We start from the raw sequence: 19,378 nt of genomic DNA, 5'->3' as shown, positions 1-19,378 counted from the left end.
TTCTGCATGGCCAGCCCAGACACCAACAAGCGCGTCGCCGACCACCGCGCCCGGCTTCGCGGCCAGGGATTGCGCCCGCTGCAGATCTGGGTGCCCGACACCCGCTCGGCCGAGTTCGCCGCCGAGGCCCACCGCCAGTCCGCACTCGCCGCGATCGCCGACCGCGAATCCGGCGATCAGGACTGGGTGGACGACGTGTCCGAGTTCAACGACCCCGACTTCGACCGGTGATCCGCGGCGAGATCTGGACCGCGTCCGCCCGGCAGGGCTATGCGGGCAAACCACGACCGGTCGTCATCGTCCAGGACGACCGATTCGACGCCACCGACTCAATCACCTTCTGCCCCTTCACCTCTGTCGCCGCTGCGATCCCCCTGCTGCGCATCCCGGTGTCACCGAACGCCGCCAACGGACTCAGCGCGCCCAGCAGCGTCATGGTGGACAAAATCACCACGGCCCACAAGTCCAAGCTCGACCGTCGTATCGGCGCGGTGTCCCCCAGTGAGATGCGGGAGATCGAGCGCGCGCTGCTGGTATTCCTCGGGCTCACCGGCTGACGAGAGGGGGACCATCGGTGCCCCCAGTCGGACTCGAACCGACACTTGGCGGATTTTAAGTCCGCTGCCTCTGCCAATTGGGCTATGGGGGCCCGCGGGGAAAACTACCCCGCGATGGACTGCGCGATGCCGTCGAGGATGTCGTGCTCGCTGACGACCAGGGTGTCGATGCCCATCCGGGCGCCGAGCTCGCGGGCCAGCTCCTGCACCACGATCGCGCCGCCGCCGATGACGTCGACGCGGCCGGCGTGCATCGGGCCCAGCGCCGCGCGTTGCGCCCGGGTCATCCCGATCAGCTCCTCGCAGACCGCCAGCAGCTCGGGAAATCCGACCCGCGACAGGTGAATCACCTCGGCGTCGTACTCCGGCAGCCGCATCGCCAGCGCCGCCAGCGTGGTGAAGGTGCCGGCCACCCCGACCCAGCTGCGCGCACCGTCCACCGGGACCGCCGCCAGCGCGGCGGCGATGCGCTCGGCGGCCACCGCGCGGGCGGCCGAAACCTCGCCGGCGGTCGGCGGATCGGACTGCAGGCAGCGTTCGGTCAGCCGCACGCAGCCGATGTTCACCGACGTCGCCGCGTCCACGTCGGCACCCCCGCGCACCAGCTCCGTCGAGCCGCCGCCGAGGTCGACGACGACGAACGGCCCGTCGGCGGAGTCCAATTCGGCGACCGCGCCGCGAAACGACAGCGCGGCCTCCTGCTCGCCGGTGATCACCTCGGCCACCGCCCCGGGCACCACCGCGCCGAGCACCTCGGCCGTCATCGCGAAGAACTCCTCGCGGTTGGCGGCATCCCGGGTGGCCGAGGTGGCGACCATCCGGATCCGCGAAACTTCATGCGCGGCAAGCAGTTCGGCGTACTCGATCAGCGCCGCCCGGGTGCGGTCCAGCGCGGCGGCGGCGAACCGGCCGGTCGCGTCGACGCCCTCACCGAGGCGCACGATGCGCATCTCCCGAACCACGTCGGTCGAGCGCCAGCGCCCGCCCTCGAGCGCGAGGTCCGCGATCAGCAGCCGAATCGAGTTGGTGCCGCAGTCGATCGCGCCGACCCGGCTCACCGCGGCTCCCCCGCCGGCAGCCAGACGTCGCGGTCCAGGATCCCGGCCATCCCCGACTCGCTGGCCAGCACCGCCAGCGCCTCGTCACCGAACGGATTGACTCCGGGGCCCTTGGCCAGCGAATGCGCGATCACCACGTGCAGGCACTTGACCCGATCCGGCATCCCGCCGCCGGAGAAGGTGGTGCCCAGCGGTTCGATCGCGTCGCGCTCGGCCAGAAACGATTCGTGTGCCCGCCGGTAGGCGGCGGCCAGCTCGGCATCGTTGCCCAGCCGCGCGGTCATCTCGCGCATCATGCCGGTGGTCTCCAACCGGCTGGCGGCGGCGGTCAGCGCCGGATGGGTCAGGTAGTACAGCGTCGGGAAGGGGGTGCCATCGGGCAGCTTCGGCGCCGTCTTGACCACCGCCGGCTCCCCGTTCGGGCAGCGGTAGGCGATGGCGAGCACCCCGCGCGGCTCGCGGCCGAGTTGGGTGGCCACCGCGGCCAGGTCGCCGGGATCAACCACCGGGACCTGCCGGGGGCGGGGCGTCGATGGGGGGCAGTTCACCGGGCGGCACCTCTCCGGGCGGAAGTTGTTCGGGACCTACGGTCCCGGCGGGCGGCTGGTGCGGGCCGTGCGGCTCGTCGGCGATGGTCTTCCACAGCGCGGTGTACCACGGGTCGCTGCTCGGCGCGGTGGCCTTGCCGGGTGCGCCCGGCTCGCCGGGCGGCACCGCCCCCTCGGGCAGCTGCACCTGGTAGGGAATGTCGCCGGGCATCACGAAGCCCAGGCGTTCGCGGGCCTCCGAGGCGATGAACGCCGGGTCGGCCAGCTTGACCTTCTGGATCTCCAGGTCGGCGATCTGGGCGCGCAGCGCCTCCTCGGTGGCGGCGAGCTGGCGCATCTCGGTGCGCTGGGCGAAGAAGGTCCGGACCGGTCCGGCGATGGTCAGGGTCAGCACGCAGACCACCGCGGCCAGGATCGCCGCCCGCCGGGCGGTGAAGCCCAGCCGCTGCTCGGCCTGCCGGTTGGCGGAATCGACGATGGCCTGCCGGATCGGCTCGATGATCTCGGGCATCGCCCGGGTCGGGGCCTCGGCCTCGCCGTCGGTGGTCTCGGCGTCGGGATCCGCGACGGGTTTGGGCCCGGACTTCGGCGTGCCCTTGGCACCCGGGGCCGACGGCGAACTGCTCGCCGACTTGCGGCCCCGGGCGGCCGGCCCGGTCCGACCGGCGGCCGCGGGACGAGATCCCGGGGCGCGCCGCCTCGGATCGGGTCGTTTACCGTCGGACACGCCGTCGAAGATACCGGCTGTTAGACCGAGAACCGCGGGAACGCCAGGTCCCCGGCGTAGCGCGCGGCGTCGCCGAGCATTTCCTCGATGCGCAGCAGCTGGTTGTACTTGGCCACCCGCTCCGAGCGTGCCGGGGCGCCGGTCTTGATCTGGCCGGAGCCGACGGCGACGGCCAGGTCGGCGATGATGGTGTCCTCGGTCTCACCGGACCGGTGGCTCATCATCGTCTTGTAACCGGCGTGGTGGGCCAGCGCGACGGCGTCCAGCGTCTCGGTCAGGGTGCCGATCTGGTTCACCTTGACCAGCAGCGCGTTGGCCGCGCCCCGCTCGATGCCGTCCTCCAGCCGCTCGGGGTTGGTGACGAACAGGTCATCGCCGACGATCTGCACCTTGTCACCGATGGCGGTGGTCAGCGAGATCCAGCCGTCCCAGTCGTCCTCGGACAGCGGGTCCTCGATGGAGACCAGCGGGTAGGCGTCGATCAGCGACGCGTAGAACGCGGTCATCTGCTCGGCGGTGCGGGTCTCGCGCTCGAAGGCGTAGCCGGTGCCGTCGGTGTAGAACTCGGTGGCCGCCACGTCCAGGGCCAGCGCCACGTCGCTGCCCGGCTTGAGCCCGGTCGCGTCGATCGCCGACAGGATCAGGTCCAGCGCCGCCTGGGTGCCGGCCACGTCGGGGGCGAAGCCACCCTCGTCGCCGAGGCCGGTGGACAGGCCCTGCTTCTTGAGCACCGCCTTGAGCGAGTGGTAGACCTCGGCGCCCCAGCGCAGCGCCTCGCGGAAGCTCGGCGCGCCGATCGGGGCGATCATGAACTCCTGGACGTCGACCCCGGTGTCGGCGTGCGCGCCGCCGTTGAGGATGTTCATCATCGGCACCGGCAGGATGTGGGCGTTGGGCCCGCCGACGTAGCGGAACAGCGGCAGCCCGGCGGAGTCGGCGGCGGCCTTGGCCACCGCGAGCGACACCCCGAGGATGGCGTTGGCACCCAGCCGGGACTTGTCCGGCGTGCCGTCCAGATCGAGCAGGGTCTGGTCGATCACGCGCTGATCGTCGGCGGACAGCCCGATCACGGCCGGGGCGATCTCGTCGAGCACGGCCTCGACGGCCTTCTCCACGCCCTTGCCGCCGTACCGGCTGCCACCGTCGCGCAGCTCGACGGCCTCATGCTCGCCGGTCGAGGCCCCCGAGGGGACGTCGGCGCGGGCGACGGTGCCGTCGATGAGCGCCAGTTCGACCTCGACGGTCGGGTTACCGCGGGAATCCAGGATTTCGCGGGCCCCGACCTGTTCGATGATGGGCACTGAGGTCTCCTTCGCTGGCCGTTGTCACGTCTGTGGGGTCAGCCTAGAGGGTGCCGGTGCTCTCGCACCGCACAGCCGCCAGATCACGCTTCAGAGCGAACGGCCGGCCGCGTACGCTTCGCGGACTGCGGAGCTCTTGCGGAGCGCCAGCGGAGCTAGAGCGAACGGCCGGCCGCATACGCAGTAGCCCAGTCCCGGACCGTGCGGGCGTACTGGTCGGAGAAGTTATAGGCGCGCAGCGCCTCCATCCAGCCGCGCGCGGTGGCCAGGTCCTTGCCGCGGAAACACAGGTAACCGGCGGCCGAGAGCGCCGCGTCGTCGATGTTGTCCGGGTCGGCCACCCCGTCGTTGTTGGCGTCGACGCCGTATAGCCGCCAGGTTTCCGGGATGAACTGCATCGGGCCCATCGCCCGGTCCATGGTGGCGTCGCCGTCGAGCGCGCCCTTGTCGGTGTCGGGAATGCGCAGGTTGCCGTTGGTGCCGTCAAGCACCACACCGCGGATCGGCGGATCGACGTCGCCGTTGGGTGCGATCGTCGAACCCCGGTAGGTGCCGTGGTGGCTTTCCACCATGCCGATGCCGGCCAGTGTGGTCCAGGACAGCCGGCAGTTCGGGTTGACCACCTCGGCCACCCGGGCGGCGTAGCCGTAAGCCTCCAGCGCGGTGACCGGGATGTTCAGCTTCGGGGCCCGCTCGGCCGCCCAATCGTGCAGTTGCGCCGCCGGCCGGCCCTTCTTCACATTGATGTTCACCGCGGGCACCGCATCACCGGGTGGCGGCGGCACGCCCTCGGGGATCGGGCTACCGAGTCGCCACGAACAGCTCGAGGCCAACAACAGGGCTGTCGCCGTGACAACGGCGACAGCCCGGAGCCAACGCCTTCTCACAGGACTCCCCTACAGAACATCATTCACGCACATCGTCGCATGGTCGCGAGGGTGCTTGGCCCGGGACCGTCTTGCCCGCACCGGTGGGCCCGGCCGCTGCTAAGGTAAGCCACACCTGTGTGCGCCACCCCTCGGCGCGCCTGACTTCACCGGATTCGAGGATACGAATGTGACGACGGGCGCCGCCGCATCAACGCTCACCCTGCTGGCCGCTCCGTCGACGTCCTCCCAGCTGTTCGGCAGTTTCCTGATCGGACTCCGCGAGGGCCTGGAGGCCGCCATCGTGGTCTCCATCCTGGTTGCCTTCCTGGTCAAGTCCGGCCGCCGCGACGCGCTGAAGTGGGTCTGGCTGGGCGTCGGGTCGGCGGTACTGATGACCGTGGTCGTGTTCCTGGGTATCCAGCTCGGCGAGAACACCATCCAGGACCTGGCGGCCGAGGCGTTCGCCGGTGTCGCCTCGCTGCTGGCGGTGGTCATCGTCACCTCGATGGTGCTGTGGATGAAGAAAGCCTCCGCCGGCCTGTCCGGCGAGCTGCGCGACGGCATGACCCGCGCCCTGGACACCGGCGGCGTGGCGGTGCTGGCGCTGTCCTTCCTGGCCGTCGGCCGCGAGGGCCTGGAGACCGCGCTGTTCATGGTCGGCTACGCCAACGCGTCCACGGCGTGGCCGCTGACCGGGCTGATCCTCGGCGTACTGGTCGCCGCCGCCATCGCCTACGCCATGTACCGCGGCGCCGTCCGGTTCGATCTGGGCAAATTCTTCCGGTACACCGGCATCTTCCTGATCGTGGTGGCCGCCGGCATCCTGTCCTACGGCATCGGTGCGTTGCAGACCGTCGGGTGGCTGCCGGTGCTGACCGGCAAGGCGTTCGACGTCTCGGCGCTGTTCACCTGGTCCTCCGATCACCTGTTCGGCCGGTTCATGCAGGGCGTCACCGGCGCCGTCGAGGGCATCTTCAACATCAGCCCGAACCCGACCGTGCTGCAACTGCTGTGCTGGGCCGGCTACCTGATCGTCGTGCTGATGGTGTTCCTGCGCCCGGCCCGCACCACCGTCGAAACCCCAACCCAACGTTCCGCCGAAAGGTCGACCACGTGAATCCCCTCGCCTCCCGCCCGCACCGGACCGCTCAGACCGCGACCGTCGCGCTGGCCGTCGCTGCGCTGGGCGCCAGCGTGCTGGCCGGCTGCACCGCCAAGGACGCCGGCAAGGACGGCGCGGCAGGCGAGCCGATCACCGTGTCGGCCACCGACACCGAGTGCGCACTGTCGGCGACCTCGGGCAGCACCGGCGCGAACACCTTCCTGATCACCAACAATGGCACCAAGGTCACCGAGTTCTACGTCTACGACCGGGGCGATCGGGTGATGGGCGAGGTGGAGAACGTCTCCCCCGGTCTGCAGCGCAAGCTGATCGTGCAGCTGCCGGAGTCGGGCACCTACCAGACCGCGTGCAAACCGGGCATGGTCGGCGACGGCATCCGCGGCGACTTCACCGTCACCGGTGAGGCGGTGCAGCTCGACACCGAGGGCAAGTTCAAAGAGGCCGCCGACAGCTACAAGCGCTACATCGTCAGCCAAACCGAGGCGCTGGTCACCGCCACCACCGAATTCGTCACCGCCATCAAGGCCGGCGACGTCGCCAAGGCCAAGGCGCAGTACCCGCTGGCCCGCACCTACTACGAGCGCATCGAGCCGGTCGCCGAATCGTTCCCCAACGACCTGGATCCGCGGGTCGACCAGCGCGAGGCCGACCTGAGCGAGGGCGAAACCTGGGGCGGGTTCCACCGGCTGGAGAAGGACCTGTGGGTCACCGGGCTGCAGCCCAGCAGCAACGCCGTTGCCGACCAGCTGCTCGCCGACATCAAGGAACTGCACGCCGGGGTCAGCGCCCCGGACTTCCGGGTCGATTCCACCAAGATCGCCGGCGGCGCGCAGAGCCTGCTCGATGAGATCTCCAATTCCAAGCTCAGCGGCGAAGAGGACATCTTCAGCCACACCGACCTGTTTGACTTCAACGCCAACATCGAGGGCAGCCAGACCGCGGTCGCCTCGGTGCGGCCGATCCTCGACGAACGCAACCCGGATCTGGGCAAGCGGGTCGACCAGCGGTTCGCCGACGTGGAAGCGCTGCTGCAGAAATACCGCGAGGGCGACGGCTTCATCTCCTACGACAAGGTCACCGAGGCGCAGCGCCAGGAACTGTCCCGGGCGATCGACGCGCTGAGCAAGGAGGTCAGTCAGGTGCAGGGTGTCATCGCCGGATAGCGGCCCGGCTTCCGAGCCCGACGGCGGGGGCCTGTTCTCCCGGCGCCGACTGCTCGGCGCCGCGGGCGTCTCGGCGGCGGTCGTCGGTGCGGCCGGCGCGGGCGCGCTGGCCGGGCGCGCCAGTGCGGCCGATCCGCAGGCCGCGATGAACGCCGCGGTGCCGTTCCGCGGCGTCCGGCAGGCCGGCATCGTCACCCCGGCCCAGGACCGCATGCACTTCGCCACCTTCGACCTGACCACCGACCGGCGCGACGACGTGATCAAAATGCTGCGCGAGTGGACGCACATGGCCGAGCGGATGACCGCCGGTGCGCAGGCCGCCCGGGACGGCGCCGTCGGCCTCAACCCGTACTCACCGCCGACCGACACCGGTGAGGCACTGGGCCTGCCGGCGTCCGCACTGACCCTGACCATCGGCTTCGGCCCGTCGTTCTTCGGCCGCGACGGCAAGGATCCGCTCGGCATCGCCGGCCGGCGCCCGGAGCTGCTGGCCGACCTGCCCAAGTTCCCCAACGAGACGATGGACCCGAGCCAGTGCGGCGGCGACATCTGCATCCAGGCCTGCGCCAACGACCCGCAGGTCGCCGTGCACGCGGTGCGCAACCTGGCCCGGGTCGGGTTCGGCACCGCCGCGGTGCGCTGGTCCCAGCTCGGCTTCGGCCGCACCTCGTCAACCTCGCACGCACAGCAGACGCCGCGGAACCTGTTCGGGTTCAAGGACGGAACCGCCAACATCATGGCCGAGGACACCGGCACGCTCGACGAGCAGGTGTGGGTTCGCGACGGCGACGGCCCGGATTGGCTGACCGGCGGCAGTTACCTGATCACCCGGCGGATCCGGATGCGGATCGAACCGTGGGATCGCACCACCCTGATCGAGCAGGAGCGGGTGATCGGCCGGGCCAAGGGCAGCGGCGCGCCGCTGGGCCGCGCCGACGAGTTCGACGCGCTGCCATTGGATCTCACCGGCGATGACGGCGAGCCGGTGATCGACCCGCTGGCCCATGTCCGGCTGGCCTCCCCCGAGGACAACGACGGCGTGCAGATCCTGCGCCGCGGCTACAACTTCACCGACGGCACCGACGGTTTCGGCCATCTGGACGCCGGGCTGTTCTTCATCGCGTTCGTGCGAAACCCGGCGACCCAGTTCATCCCAATGCAGACCAAACTCGCCAAACGCGACCTGCTGACCGAGTACATCGTGCACACCGGGACCGGGATCTTCGCCACCCCGCCGGGCATCCCGGACGGTGACCCGGACGCCTACTGGGGTTCGACGCTGCTGGAGGGCTGACCGGCGGCCGGCCACGCCGCCCGCCACTCCTGCTCGCCGGCCGACCCGATCGCCGAACCGTCGATCTCACCGCGGGCCGCCCCGATCCGGCGTTCGGCGCCGCGAACCTCGTCGATGAACGCCAGGACCACTGTGCGCAAATGGTTTTCGGCGTCGAAGTCGGCCGACACCGACACCGTGCGCAGGTCGGCGGGGATCAGGTCCTCGGGCAGCCCGGCCTGCTGCGCCCGGGCCAGCGCCTTCTGCGCCAGCAGCAGCGCCGGGGTGGCGGTCGGCAGGTCGTCCATCACCGACACCATGTCCTCACCGGGACCCGGGCTTCGGGCCGACTTCTCCAGGGCCTTGCGTTCTTCCCACTGGGCCAGCTGGTCCTCCAGTGAAATCTGTTCGCCGGCCAGCACCGCGGGCACCCGGTTGGCCAGTTTGCGGATCAGCGCGTCGGCGACGTCGTCGATGTCGAAGGGGCGCACCGGCGCGTCCTCGGCGATCCGGGCGTGAAAAAGCACCTGCAGCAAGACATCCCCGAGTTCGCCGCGCAGCTCGTCGGCGTCGCCGCTGCGGACCGCGTCGAACAGCTCGTAGGTCTCCTCCAGCAGGTAGCGGCGCAGCGAGTCGTGGGTCTGCTGGGATTCCCAGGGTCCGTTGGTACGCAGCCGGTCCATCACCTCGACGGCCTCCAGCAGCCGCTCGCCGCGCCGCGGGTCCGGGGCGGCCAGCAGCCGTTCCCCGGCGGTCAGCCGGGCGCGCACCTGCGGGTGGTCCCGATTCGAGCTCAGCAGCACCGGCGCCGGCTCGCCGGTGCCGACCGGCCGGGCCGACGGCAGCGTCCAGATCACCTTTGGCGGCAGCTCCTCGGTGTATTGCACCGCGCCGGTGAGCAATTCGACCGCGTCGACCGGAATCAGCTCGGGTTGGCGCGGATCCACCAGGACCACCGTCATGCGCTGTCTCCTTCACCAACCGGGGTGCTCAGATCGGTCAGATCGACCTCGCCCTGGGGCCGGCCGTCCAGCGCGAGCAGCAGATCGGCCACCGCCTGCGCGAGTTCGACATCCCGGATCCGCGGCGCTCCGATGCCACTGCCGGCGCGCGGAATCGGCACCTGCACCACCGAGGTGGTGGCCCGGTACGCCGCGCCGGGATACATCCGGGACAGCCGCAGCTGCTGGGAGTCCAGCAGCGTCAACGGGGCCAGCCGCAGGGTGGCGGGCTGGCCGGCCGATCCGGTCGCCGAGACCTCGGTGACCCCGTACCGGCGGCACAGCAGCCGCAGCCGGGCCACCGCGACCAGCCGTCGGGCCGGTTCGGGCAGCGGGCCGTACCGGTCGGTGAGTTCCTCGACCACCGCGCGCACCGCGTCATCGTCGGCGGCCGAGGCCAGCCGGCGGTAGCCCTCCAGCCGCAGCCGGTCGCTGCCGATGTAGTCCGGCGGCAGATGCGCGTCGATCGGCAGATCGATGCGCACCTCCTTGGGCTCGCTGGTGGTGACGGTCTGCCCGTCGGCGGCCGCCCGGTAGGCCTCCACCGCCTCGCCGACCAGCCGCACGTACAGGTCGAAGCCGACACCGGCGACGTGCCCGGACTGCTCCACGCCGAGAACGTTTCCGGCGCCGCGGATTTCGAGGTCCTTGAGCGCGACCGCCATGCCCGCGCCCAGGTCGTTGTTCTGCGCGATGGTGGCCAGCCGATCATGCGCGGTCTCGGTCAGCGGCACCTCCGGCGGGTACAGGAAGTAGGCGTAGCCGCGTTCCCGGGACCGGCCGACCCGGCCGCGCAGCTGGTGCAGCTGGCTGAGCCCGAAGGTGTCGGCGCGCTCGACGATCAGGGTGTTGGCATTGGAGATGTCCAGCCCGGTCTCGACGATGGTGGTGCAGACCAGGATGTCGAACTCGCGGTGCCAGAAGCCCTGCACGGTCCGCTCCAGTTGCTCCTCGGGCATCTGGCCGTGCGCGACGACGACGCGGGCCTCGGGCACCAGGGCACGAACCCGCGCCGCGGCGTCGTCGATGCTGCGGACCCGGTTGTGGATGTAGAACGCCTGCCCGTCGCGCAGCAGTTCGCGGCGCAGCGCGGCGGCGACCTGCTTGTCGTCGTGCGGGCCGACGTAGGTCAGCACCGGATAGCGCTCCTCCGGCGGGGTGAGAATGGTTGACATCTCCCGGATCCCGGCCAGGCTCATCTCCAAGGTGCGCGGGATCGGGGTGGCGCTCATGGTGAGCACATCGACGTGACTGCGCAGGCCCTTGATGTGTTCCTTGTGCTCGACACCGAAGCGCTGCTCCTCGTCGACGATGACCAGCCCGAGGTCCTTCCAGCGCACCCCGGTCTGCAGCAACCGGTGCGTGCCGATCACCACATCGACACTGCCGTCGGCCAATCCGGCCACCACGGCCTTGGAGTCGGCCGGATCGGTGAACCGCGACAGCCCCTTGACGGTGACCGGGAAGCCGGCCATCCGGGTGGTGAAGGTCTGCAGGTGCTGGTCGGCCAGCAGCGTGGTCGGCACCAGCACCGCCACCTGCTTGCCGTCCTGAATCGCCTTGAACGCCGCGCGCACCGCGATCTCGGTCTTGCCGTAGCCGACGTCACCGCAGATCACCCGGTCCATCGGGATCGGCTTCTCCATGTCGGCCTTCACCTCGGTGATGGCGGTCAGCTGATCGACGGTCTCGGTGAACCCGAACGCGTCCTCCATCTCGGCCTGCCACGGGGAGTCCGGGCCGAAGGCGTGCCCGGGTGCGGCCTGACGTTTGGCGTACAGCGCGACGAGTTCGGTGGCGATCTCCCGAACCGCCTTGCGCGCCTTGGTTTTGGTGTTCGTCCAGTCGCTGCCGCCGAGCCGGCTCAGGGTGGGCGCGGTGCCGCCGACATAGCGGGACAGCTGGTCCAGGGAGTCCATCGGCACATACAGCTTGTCGGTGCCGCCGCCACGTTTGGCCGAGGCGTACTCCAGTACCAGGTACTCCCGGCGGGCCCCGCCGACGATCCGCTCGGTCATCTCGACGAACTTGCCGATGCCGTGCTGGTCGTGCACCACCAGGTCACCGGCGGCCAGCGCCAGCGGGTCAACGGTGTTGCGGCGCTTGGCCGCCAGCCGCTTGCCCTCGCCGGCGGTGACCCGGTTGCCGGTCAGGTCGGTCTCGGTGATCACCACCAGGTTCGCCCCGGGCAGCACGATGCCGGTGTGCAGCGGCCCGCGCAGCACCCCGACCACGCCCGGCGGCGGGGTGGCGCCGGGCTCCAGCAATGCGGCGGGAACATCGGCTCCGCCGAGTTGCTCGACAACGCGGTTCGCGGTGCCGGTGCCCGGGGCGACGATCGCCGCGACGCCGCCGGTGGCGGCGTGCGCGCGCAGCATGGCGAACACCTCGTCGATGCCGGCCTGGCTGCCGCGGGTGGTCGGCGCGGGCCGGATGTCGAGTTCGAGTGCGGCCTCGTTGGGCAGTTGGCTCAGCGTCCACCAGGGGTGCCCGCCGGCTTCGGCGGCCTCGCGGACCTCGGCGAGGCCGCGGAAGCCGGAGCCGCCCAGGGCCTCGATGTCGATCGGGGCGTCGGCCCCCATCGCCGCGACCGACCAGGATGCGTCGAGGAACTCGCGGCCGGTCTTGATCAGGTCCGCCGACCGAGTGCGGACCTTCTCCGGATCGCAGATCAGCAGCGGGGCGCCCTCGGGCAGGTGGTCGGACAGCAGGGTCAGTCCGTCGGCCCACAACACCGGGGCCAGTGCCTCCATGCCGTCGACCGGGATGCCCTCGGCCAGCTTTGCGAGCATCTCCCCGACGGTGCCGACGACGGTGTTGTCGGTCGTCGGGGTCGCGCCGGCCAGCTGCGCGGCCCGGTCTCGGACCGCGTCGGTGAGCAGCAGTTCCCGGCACGGCACGGCGACCAGATGCCCGATCGGGACCTCCGGGATGGAGCGCTGATCGGCGACGGAGAACATCCGCATCTCGGAGACCTCGTCGCCCCAGAACTCGACGCGGACCGGATGCTCGGCGGTCGGGGCGAAGATGTCCAGAATGCCGCCGCGGACCGCGAATTCGCCGCGCTTGCCGACCATGTCGACCCGGGTGTAGGCCAGTTCGACCAGCCGGGTGACGACGTCGTCGAACCCGGCCTCGGCGCCGACGGCCAGGGTGACCGGTTCGGCGTCGGTGGCGGCGCCGTCGCCGCGGGCCATTGGCTGCAGCAGCGAGCGGGCGGTGGTGACCACCACCTTCAGCGGCGGGCCGAGCCGCTCGTCGTCGGGCCGGGCCAGTCGGCGCAGCAGCAGCAGCCGGGCGCCGACGGTGTCCACCCCGGGCGAGAGTCGCTCGTGCGGCAGCGTCTCCCAGGACGGGAACAGCGCGACCGCGTCGCCGTACACCCCGCGCAGTTCGGCGGTCAGGTCGTCGGCCTCTCGCCCGGTGGCGGTGACCACCAGCAGCGGGTGCTGCCGGGCCAGCGCCGCGGCCACGAAGGGCTGGGCGGCCGGCGGCGCGACGATGTCGAGGGTCTGCGGCGCCGCGGCGGCGCGTTCGGCCAGTTCGGTGAGGGTGGGCGCGGTCAGCGCCAGCTCGACCAGGCCCGCGATCGGGGTCTGGACATGGGTGTGCCCCGGTTTGGTCATGATGGCGAGAAGTTTAGAGCGGTGTGCGACCGCGCTGCCCCACGGCCCGCACTGGATTGGCGCGTCGCGGACCGCCGGGCCGGGAGGAGAATGACGGCATGCATCGCACCGTCTTCTGCACCATCGCCGCCGTGACGGTTGTTGCGGCGGCGCCGGCCGTCGCCCTTGCCGATCCGGGCATCCCCGACTTCGCGTCCTACCCGAAGGTCACCGCCGCGGACTACACCGTGCGCGACGGCCTGGCGTACTCCGTGCGCGGCTTCCGAACACCCAGCGGGCTGAACTGCACGTCCTCGCAGCACCGGGACATGTACGCGCTGGACTGCACCGGAGGCTTGGTGGGACTGCCCGACGGCGCCAACTGGATACGCCTGCGCGCCTCGGGTCCAGTGGTCAGCGCCCCGACGTTCAGCACCGCCGAGGACCGGCCCAGCGTCGAGGGGGTTCCGCAGTTCGAAGCCACCCCACTGCCGCTGCTTCCCGCCGGTCAGCTGTACGCCTTCGATGCGGCCCAGTGCGTGTGGACCGACACCGTCGCGCTGGCGTGCAAGTTCGCCTCCCGCGAGAAACCCGACGCCGAGTACACCGGCTTCGTCGCCACCACCACCGGGACGACGACATTCGGGAACCTCTGACCGCGCTACTCCTCGTGCAGCACCGGGTCGGACTCCAGGTGGGTCAGTCCGTTCCAGCACAGGTTGACCAGGTGGGCGGCCACCGCCTCCTTGGGCGGCTCGCGGACGTCGAGCCACCACTGCGCGGTCATCGACACCGAGCCGACCAGCGCCTGGGCGTACAGCTGGGCCAGGTCGGGGTCCAGACCGCGCCGGGCGAAGTCGCCGGCCAGGATCGATGAGACCTGGCCGACCGCGTCGTTGAGCAGGCTGGAGTAGGTGCCGGAACTGATCGAGGCCGGCGAGTCGCGGATCAGGATGCGGAAGCCGTCGGTGTGCTCCTCGACGTAGGTCAGCAGGGCCAGCGCCACTCGCTCCACCCGCACCCGGGACCGGTTGTTGGTCAGCGAGGAGGTGATGCCGTCGAGCAGCACCGACATCTCCCGGTCGACGACAACGGCGTAGAGCCCCTCTTTGCCGCCGAAGTGCTCGTAGACCACCGGTTTGGACACCCCGGCGCGCTGCGCGATCTCCTCGATGGAGGTGCCGTCGTAACCGCGTTCGGCGAACAGTGCGCGACCGACGTCGATGAGCTGGTGCCGACGTTCGGTGCCGGTCATCCGGGACCGCGGTGCGCGGGCCTGGTTATCCGGGGCTGCCACGGTTCCTCACCATAGGGCACCCGATAGAATCCGGGACGCAGTAATCCGTCGTGGTGTAATCGGCAGCACCTCTGATTTTGGTTCAGATAGTTCAGGTTCGAGTCCTGGCGACGGAGCACGATCGCGCTCCCCGGCGAAGGTAGGCGCTCAACAGATGACGACACGTGACGCAGTAGTGGTGCTGGCCGCCGGCGCGGGCACCCGGATGCGGTCGGACACCCCGAAGGTGCTGCACACCCTGGGCGGGCGCAGCATGCTGTCGCACGCCGTGCACACCGCGGCGGGCACCGAGCCCGAGCACCTGGTCGTCATCCTCGGCCACGACCGGGAGCGGATCGCCCCGGTGGTCGAGGAGCTGGCCGCGCAGCTGGGCCGCGAGATCCGCATCGCCGTGCAGGACGAGCAGCTCGGCACCGGGCATGCGGTGGCCTGCGGGCTGACCGCGCTGCCCGACGATTTCGACGGCACCGTGGTGGTCACCTCCGGTGATGTGCCGCTGCTGGATGCCGCCACGCTGAGCGCGCTGACCGACCACCACCGCGGCGGCGCCGCGGCGACGGTGCTGACCACCACCGTCGCCGATTCCACCGGCTACGGCCGGATTCTGCGCACCCAGGACGGCGAGGTGATCGCGATCGTCGAGGAGGCCGACGCCACCCCGCAGCAGCGGGCCATCGCCGAGATCAACTCCGGGGTGTACGCCTTCGCCATCGATGCGCTGCGCTCGGCGCTGGACCGGCTGTCGTCGAACAACGCCCAGCACGAGCTGTACCTGACCGATGTCATTGCGATCGCGCGGGCCGAGGGGCGGTCGGTGCGCGGGCTGCACGTCGACGACGCGGCGCTGGTCGCCGGCGTCAACGACCGGGTGCAGCTCTCGGCGCTATCGGCGGAGCTGAACCGCCGGCTGGTGGCGAACCTGCAGCGGTCCGGGGTGACCGTCATCGATCCGGCCACCACCTGGATCGACGTCGAGGTCAGCGTCGGCCGCGACACCGTGATCCACCCGGGCACCCAACTGCAGGGCAGCACCGTCGTCGGTACGCACTGCACCGTCGGCCCGGACAGCACCCTGCGGGACGTGGCCGTCGGCGACGGCGCCAGCGTGGTGCGGACCCACGGTCGCCAGTCGCAGATCGGCCCCGGCGCCGAGGTCGGCCCGTTCGCCTACCTGCGGCCCGGGACGGTGCTCGGCGCCGACGGCAAGATCGGCACCTTCGTCGAGGTGAAGAACTCCGCCATCGGGGCGGGCACCAAGGTGCCGCACCTGACCTACGTCGGCGACGCGGACATCGGCGAGCACTCCAACATCGGCGCGTCCAGCGTGTTCGTCAACTACAACGGCGAGACCAAGAGCCGGACCACGATCGGGTCGCACGTGCGGACCGGCTCGGACACCATGTTCGTCGCGCCGGTGGCCGTCGGCGACGGCGCCTACACCGGCGCGGGCACGGTGCTGCGCCACGACGTGCCCCCGGGTGCGTTGGCGTTCTCGGACAACACCCAGCACACCGTGGAGGGCTGGGTGGAGGAAAAACGTCCGGGCAGTGAGTCGGCCTCCGCAGCCAAAAGAGCACGCGGCCAAGACTGACCAAAGCACCCCGCACCCTGGCCGCGGCGGCAAGCACCGCGGCCAAAAGAGCACGCAACCAAGGGCGTCCGTAGACCGACGGACCGTTCGGGATTCCTGCGGCCACTGATGCTGTAGGTGCGACCAAAACCCGGGTTCGGCGGCGATCGGTACGTTCGGTTACGAACCTGCGCCGACCATTCCGGCAACCCGGCTACCTCGGGGTAGCCGGAGTTCGTAAGATTGCCTGGTATCGATCTCCGAGCGCGAGGACGGCAGCTAGTGGGCCAAGACTGGACCGACAACCGCAAGAACCTGATGCTCTTCGCGGGCCGGGCTCACCCCGAACTGGCCGAGCAGGTGGCCAAGGAACTCGGCGTCGAGGTCACCCCGCAGACCGCCCGGGACTTCGCCAACGGCGAGATCTTCGTGCGCTTCCAGGAATCCGTTCGCGGCTGCGACGCGTTTGTGCTGCAGAGCCACCCGGCGCCGCTGAACACCTGGCTGATGGAACAGCTGATCATGATCGATGCGCTCAAGCGCGGCAGCGCCAAGCGGATCACCGCGATCATGCCGTTCTACCCCTACGCCCGGCAGGACAAGAAGCACCGCGGCCGCGAGCCGATCTCGGCCCGCCTGGTCGCCGACCTGCTCAAGACCGCGGGCGCGGACCGCATCATCACCGTGGACCTGCACACCGACCAGATTCAGGGCTTCTTCGACGGCCCGGTCGACCACATGCGCGGCCAGTCGCTGCTGTGCGGCTACATCGGCAACCGGTACTCCGACCAGGATCTGGTGGTGGTCTCCCCCGACTCCGGCCGGGTGCGAGTGGCCGAGAAGTGGGCCGACGCGCTGGGCGGTGTGCCGCTGGCGTTCATCCACAAGACCCGCGACCCGCTGGTGCCCAACCAGGTGGTGTCCAACCGGGTGGTCGGCGAGGTCCAGGGCAAGACCTGCATCCTGACCGACGACATGATCGACACCGGCGGGACCATCGCCGGGGCGGTGAAGCTGCTGTACGCCGACGGCGCCAAGGACGTGATCATCGCGGCCACCCACGGCGTGCTGAGCGATCCGGCCGCGCAGCGGTTGGCCGACTGCGGCGCCCGCGAGGTGATCGTCACCAACACCCTGCCGATCACCGAGGACAAGCAGTTCCCCAGCCTGACCGTGCTGTCCATCGCCCCGCTGCTGGCCAGCACCATCCGCGAGGTGTTCGACAACGGCTCGGTGACCGGCCTGTTCGACGGGTCGGCGTAGCCATGGCGCGGATCTACCACAATCCCAAGTGCTCGACGTCGCGCAAGACGCTGGACCTGTTGCGCGAGAACGGGATCGAGCCGGAGATCGTGCTCTATCTGAAGAACCCGCCGACCCGCGCGGAACTCGTCACGTTGATCTCCGACGCCGGTATCGAGGTGTCCAAGGCGGTGCGCAAACGCGAATCCGCCTACGCCGAACTGAATCTCGCCGAGGCCGACGACGATCAGCTGCTCGACGCGATGGCCGCCAACCCGATCCTGATCGAGCGGCCGTTCGTGGTCACCGACAAGGGCACCCGGCTGGCCCGGCCCATCGAATCGGTCAACGAGATCCTGTGACGAACTGGACCGCGGGCGAGTTGCCGTCCTTCGCCGGGCGCACAGTCATCGTCACCGGGGCCAACAGCGGTCTCGGTGAGGTCACCGCCCGGGAACTGGCCCGGGTGGGCGCCCGCACCATCCTCGCGGTCCGCGACGTCGCCAAGGGCACCGACGCCGCCGAGAAGATGTTCGGCAATGTCGAGGTCCGCCGGCTCGACCTGGCCGATCTGGCATCCGTGCGGGAGTTCGCCGCCGGGATCACCGGCAAGGTCGACGTGCTGGTCAACAACGCCGGCGTCATGGCGGTGCCGTACGGGCTGACCGCCGACGGCTTCGAGCGCCAGATCGGCACCAACCACCTTGGGCATTTCGCGCTGACCGGCCTGCTGCTGCCGAAGATCACCGACCGGGTGGTGACGGTGTCCTCGCTGGCGCACTTCCTGGGTCGGATCCACCTCGATGACCTCAGCTACAAGGCTCGGCCGTACTCGCCGTGGGCCGCCTACGGGCAATCCAAGCTGGCAAACCTGCTGTTCACCCGGGAATTGCAGCGACGGCTGGATCGGGCCGGGTCCGCGGTGCGATCGCTGGCCGCCCATCCCGGGTACTCGGCCACCAACCTGCAGGGCCACACCGGCTCGAGCCTGGCCGGCCGGGCCATGGCGATCGGCAACCTGTGGGCCACCAGCGCGGACTTCGGCGCCCGCCAGACGCTCTACGCGGTGTCCCAGGACCTGGCCGGTGACACCTTCGTCGGCCCGCGGTTCGGCTACGCCGGGCGCACCGGCGGCGTCGGCCGCAGCCCGCTGGCCCGCAACGACGCCACCGCGGCGGCGCTGTGGGAGCGCTCCGAGCGGCTCACCGGGGTGGACTTCGGCTGCTGAGTCGCCCGCACGATTTCCGCCCGCGGCGGCTGATGGGATAACCTGACCGGGCGTCACGGCGAGGGTGGTTCGACCACCGTTATCGACGGGGACCCGCGATTCGCGGATTTTCTGCTCTGGCCGTGCCCGGAAACCAGGTACGAAGCAACAGGAGCAATCGATGGCCAAGAACGCCAACCCCAACAACAACCTCGCCGTGACGGTCCGCACCGAGACCGGCAAGGGCGCCTCCCGCCGGGCCCGCCGCGAGGGCCGGGTTCCCGCGGTGCTCTACGGCCACGGCACCGACCCGCAACACCTGCTGCTGCCGGCCCGCGAGTTCTCCGCCGTGCTGCGCTACTCGGGCACCAACGCGGTGCTGAGCCTGGATATCGAGGGCACCGAGCAGCTGGCGCTGACCAAGGCCCTGGAGATCCACCCGATCCGCCGCAACATCCAGCACGTCGACCTGCTGGTCGTCCGCAAGGGTGAGAAGGTCGTCGTCGAGGTCACCGTCATCGTCGAGGGTGAGTCCGCGCCGGGCACCCTGGTCACCCAGGAGCTCAACAGCATCGAGATCGAGGCCGAGGCGCTGTCGATCCCGGAAAACCTGATCGTCTCGGTCGAGGGCGTTGCGGCCGGCACCCCGTTCACCGCCGCGGACATCCCGCTGCCGGCCGGGGTGAACCTGATTTCCGATCCGGAGGCGCTGGTCGTCAACGTGATGGCCGCCCCGACCGCCGAGCAGATGGACGAAGAGGGCGCCGCCCCGGCCGCCGACGCGCCGGCCGCCGACGAGGCCCCGGCCGCCGAGTAGTCCACCGCACCCGGGTAATT

At 70.5% G+C, this 19,378-nt stretch carries 19 protein-coding genes and 2 tRNA genes; 12 read left to right on the top strand and 9 right to left on the bottom strand.

The window, feature by feature from the left end; translation table 11 throughout:
- Positions 1-6 precede the first annotated feature (6 nt).
- Together G6N10_RS18595 and G6N10_RS18590 are read left to right on the top strand one after the other, a co-directional pair.
- Positions 7-231, top strand: a complete 225-nt coding sequence (locus tag G6N10_RS18595) for an antitoxin MazE family protein (RefSeq protein ID WP_085092666.1) — start codon at positions 7-9, stop codon at positions 229-231.
- Positions 228-557, top strand: a complete 330-nt coding sequence (locus G6N10_RS18590; RefSeq protein WP_085092665.1) for a type II toxin-antitoxin system PemK/MazF family toxin — start codon at positions 228-230, stop codon at positions 555-557. The genes G6N10_RS18595 and G6N10_RS18590 overlap by 4 nt, the downstream gene beginning before the upstream one ends.
- Positions 558-575: 18 nt before the next feature.
- Here the strand turns inward: G6N10_RS18590 and G6N10_RS18585 are convergent.
- The 6 genes from G6N10_RS18585 to G6N10_RS18560 form a co-directional block, all read right to left on the bottom strand.
- Positions 576-649 (bottom strand) — tRNA-Leu (locus tag G6N10_RS18585).
- 12 nt (positions 650-661) lie between these two features.
- The gene (locus G6N10_RS18580) at positions 662-1,615 is read right to left on the bottom strand and encodes a Ppx/GppA phosphatase family protein (protein ID WP_085092664.1); all 954 of its coding nucleotides are present in this window, start codon (positions 1,613-1,615) and stop codon (positions 662-664) included.
- Positions 1,612-2,121, bottom strand: coding sequence for a DUF501 domain-containing protein (locus G6N10_RS18575; RefSeq protein WP_085092663.1), 510 nt, complete (start codon positions 2,119-2,121; stop codon positions 1,612-1,614). Before G6N10_RS18575 ends, G6N10_RS18580 begins: the two co-directional genes overlap by 4 nt.
- Positions 2,114-2,890, bottom strand: coding sequence for an FtsB family cell division protein (locus tag G6N10_RS18570; protein ID WP_085092662.1), 777 nt, complete (start codon positions 2,888-2,890; stop codon positions 2,114-2,116). Before G6N10_RS18570 ends, G6N10_RS18575 begins: the two co-directional genes overlap by 8 nt.
- A 20-nt stretch (positions 2,891-2,910) precedes the next feature.
- A complete protein-coding gene (gene eno, locus G6N10_RS18565) occupies positions 2,911-4,191 on the bottom strand; it encodes a phosphopyruvate hydratase (protein ID WP_085092661.1) in 1,281 nt (426 codons plus the stop codon).
- A gap of 155 nt (positions 4,192-4,346) precedes the next feature.
- Entirely contained in the window at positions 4,347-5,078 is a 732-nt protein-coding gene (locus tag G6N10_RS18560) for a lytic transglycosylase domain-containing protein (protein WP_085092660.1), read from the bottom strand.
- A 169-nt stretch (positions 5,079-5,247) separates the two neighbouring features.
- Between G6N10_RS18560 and efeU the strand changes: the two genes are divergently transcribed.
- From efeU to efeB, 3 genes are read left to right on the top strand one after another with little or no spacing between them, the layout of a single operon-like run.
- The gene (gene efeU / locus G6N10_RS18555; RefSeq protein ID WP_085092659.1) at positions 5,248-6,177 is read left to right on the top strand and encodes an iron uptake transporter permease EfeU; all 930 of its coding nucleotides are present in this window, start codon (positions 5,248-5,250) and stop codon (positions 6,175-6,177) included.
- Positions 6,178-6,227: 50 nt separating this feature from the next.
- Positions 6,228-7,346 (top strand): iron uptake system protein EfeO, encoded by a 1,119-nt coding sequence (gene efeO, locus G6N10_RS18550; RefSeq protein WP_085092689.1) that lies wholly within the window; start codon positions 6,228-6,230, stop codon positions 7,344-7,346.
- Positions 7,330-8,640, top strand: coding sequence for an iron uptake transporter deferrochelatase/peroxidase subunit (gene efeB / locus G6N10_RS18545; RefSeq protein WP_085092658.1), 1,311 nt, complete (start codon positions 7,330-7,332; stop codon positions 8,638-8,640). Before efeO ends, efeB begins: the two co-directional genes overlap by 17 nt.
- On the opposite strand, the gene G6N10_RS18540 is transcribed toward efeB, so the two are convergent.
- Both G6N10_RS18540 and mfd read right to left on the bottom strand, forming a co-directional pair.
- Entirely contained in the window at positions 8,610-9,581 is a 972-nt protein-coding gene (locus tag G6N10_RS18540) for a nucleoside triphosphate pyrophosphohydrolase (protein ID WP_085092657.1), read from the bottom strand. The genes efeB and G6N10_RS18540 overlap by 31 nt on opposite strands.
- Positions 9,578-13,246: a transcription-repair coupling factor gene (gene mfd / locus G6N10_RS18535; RefSeq protein ID WP_085092656.1), complete on the bottom strand. Its 3,669-nt coding sequence runs from the start codon at positions 13,244-13,246 to the stop codon at positions 9,578-9,580. Before mfd ends, G6N10_RS18540 begins: the two co-directional genes overlap by 4 nt.
- 98 nt (positions 13,247-13,344) lie before the next feature.
- Between mfd and G6N10_RS18530 the strand changes: the two genes are divergently transcribed.
- Complete coding sequence (locus tag G6N10_RS18530) at positions 13,345-13,881, top strand: hypothetical protein (RefSeq protein WP_085092655.1); 537 nt, start codon at positions 13,345-13,347, stop codon at positions 13,879-13,881.
- Between the two features lie 5 nt (positions 13,882-13,886).
- Here the strand turns inward: G6N10_RS18530 and G6N10_RS18525 are convergent, their stop codons facing one another.
- Positions 13,887-14,480, bottom strand: coding sequence for a TetR/AcrR family transcriptional regulator (locus G6N10_RS18525; RefSeq protein WP_109750374.1), 594 nt, complete (start codon positions 14,478-14,480; stop codon positions 13,887-13,889).
- An 86-nt stretch (positions 14,481-14,566) separates the two neighbouring features.
- Here G6N10_RS18525 and G6N10_RS18520 point away from each other — a divergent pair.
- The 6 genes from G6N10_RS18520 (at position 14,567) to G6N10_RS18495 (ending at position 19,358) form a co-directional block, all read left to right on the top strand.
- Positions 14,567-14,638 (top strand) — tRNA-Gln (locus G6N10_RS18520).
- Between the two features lie 38 nt (positions 14,639-14,676).
- A complete protein-coding gene (gene glmU / locus G6N10_RS18515) occupies positions 14,677-16,113 on the top strand; it encodes a bifunctional UDP-N-acetylglucosamine diphosphorylase/glucosamine-1-phosphate N-acetyltransferase GlmU (protein ID WP_085092653.1) in 1,437 nt (478 codons plus the stop codon).
- A gap of 261 nt (positions 16,114-16,374) precedes the next feature.
- Positions 16,375-17,355: a ribose-phosphate diphosphokinase gene (locus tag G6N10_RS18510; protein WP_085092652.1), complete on the top strand. Its 981-nt coding sequence runs from the start codon at positions 16,375-16,377 to the stop codon at positions 17,353-17,355.
- A gap of 2 nt (positions 17,356-17,357) precedes the next feature.
- Positions 17,358-17,696, top strand: a complete 339-nt coding sequence (gene arsC / locus G6N10_RS18505) for an arsenate reductase (glutaredoxin) (protein WP_085092651.1) — start codon at positions 17,358-17,360, stop codon at positions 17,694-17,696.
- Entirely contained in the window at positions 17,693-18,562 is an 870-nt protein-coding gene (locus G6N10_RS18500) for an oxidoreductase (protein WP_085092650.1), read from the top strand. The genes arsC and G6N10_RS18500 overlap by 4 nt, the downstream gene beginning before the upstream one ends.
- A 160-nt stretch (positions 18,563-18,722) precedes the next feature.
- Positions 18,723-19,358, top strand: coding sequence for a 50S ribosomal protein L25/general stress protein Ctc (locus tag G6N10_RS18495; protein ID WP_085092649.1), 636 nt, complete (start codon positions 18,723-18,725; stop codon positions 19,356-19,358).
- Positions 19,359-19,378: the final 20 nt, after the last annotated feature.

Origin of the sequence: Mycolicibacterium fallax (assembly GCF_010726955.1) — a bacterium.
Lineage (GTDB): Bacteria > Actinomycetota > Actinomycetes > Mycobacteriales > Mycobacteriaceae > Mycobacterium > Mycobacterium fallax.
This window is presented reverse-complemented; position numbering and strand designations above follow the sequence as displayed.

Coding starts and splice junctions, on each gene's coding strand:
- G6N10_RS18595 (WP_085092666.1), top strand. CDS start 7: ATGGCCAGCCCAGACACCAACAAGCGCGTCGCCGACCACCGCGCCCGG.
- G6N10_RS18540 (WP_085092657.1), bottom strand. CDS start 9,581: ATGACGGTGGTCCTGGTGGATCCGCGCCAACCCGAGCTGATTCCGGTC.
- mfd (WP_085092656.1), bottom strand. CDS start 13,246: ATGACCAAACCGGGGCACACCCATGTCCAGACCCCGATCGCGGGCCTG.
- G6N10_RS18530 (WP_085092655.1), top strand. CDS start 13,345: ATGCATCGCACCGTCTTCTGCACCATCGCCGCCGTGACGGTTGTTGCG.
- G6N10_RS18525 (WP_109750374.1), bottom strand. CDS start 14,480: ATGACCGGCACCGAACGTCGGCACCAGCTCATCGACGTCGGTCGCGCA.
- glmU (WP_085092653.1), top strand. CDS start 14,677: ATGACGACACGTGACGCAGTAGTGGTGCTGGCCGCCGGCGCGGGCACC.
- arsC (WP_085092651.1), top strand. CDS start 17,358: ATGGCGCGGATCTACCACAATCCCAAGTGCTCGACGTCGCGCAAGACG.
- G6N10_RS18495 (WP_085092649.1), top strand. CDS start 18,723: ATGGCCAAGAACGCCAACCCCAACAACAACCTCGCCGTGACGGTCCGC.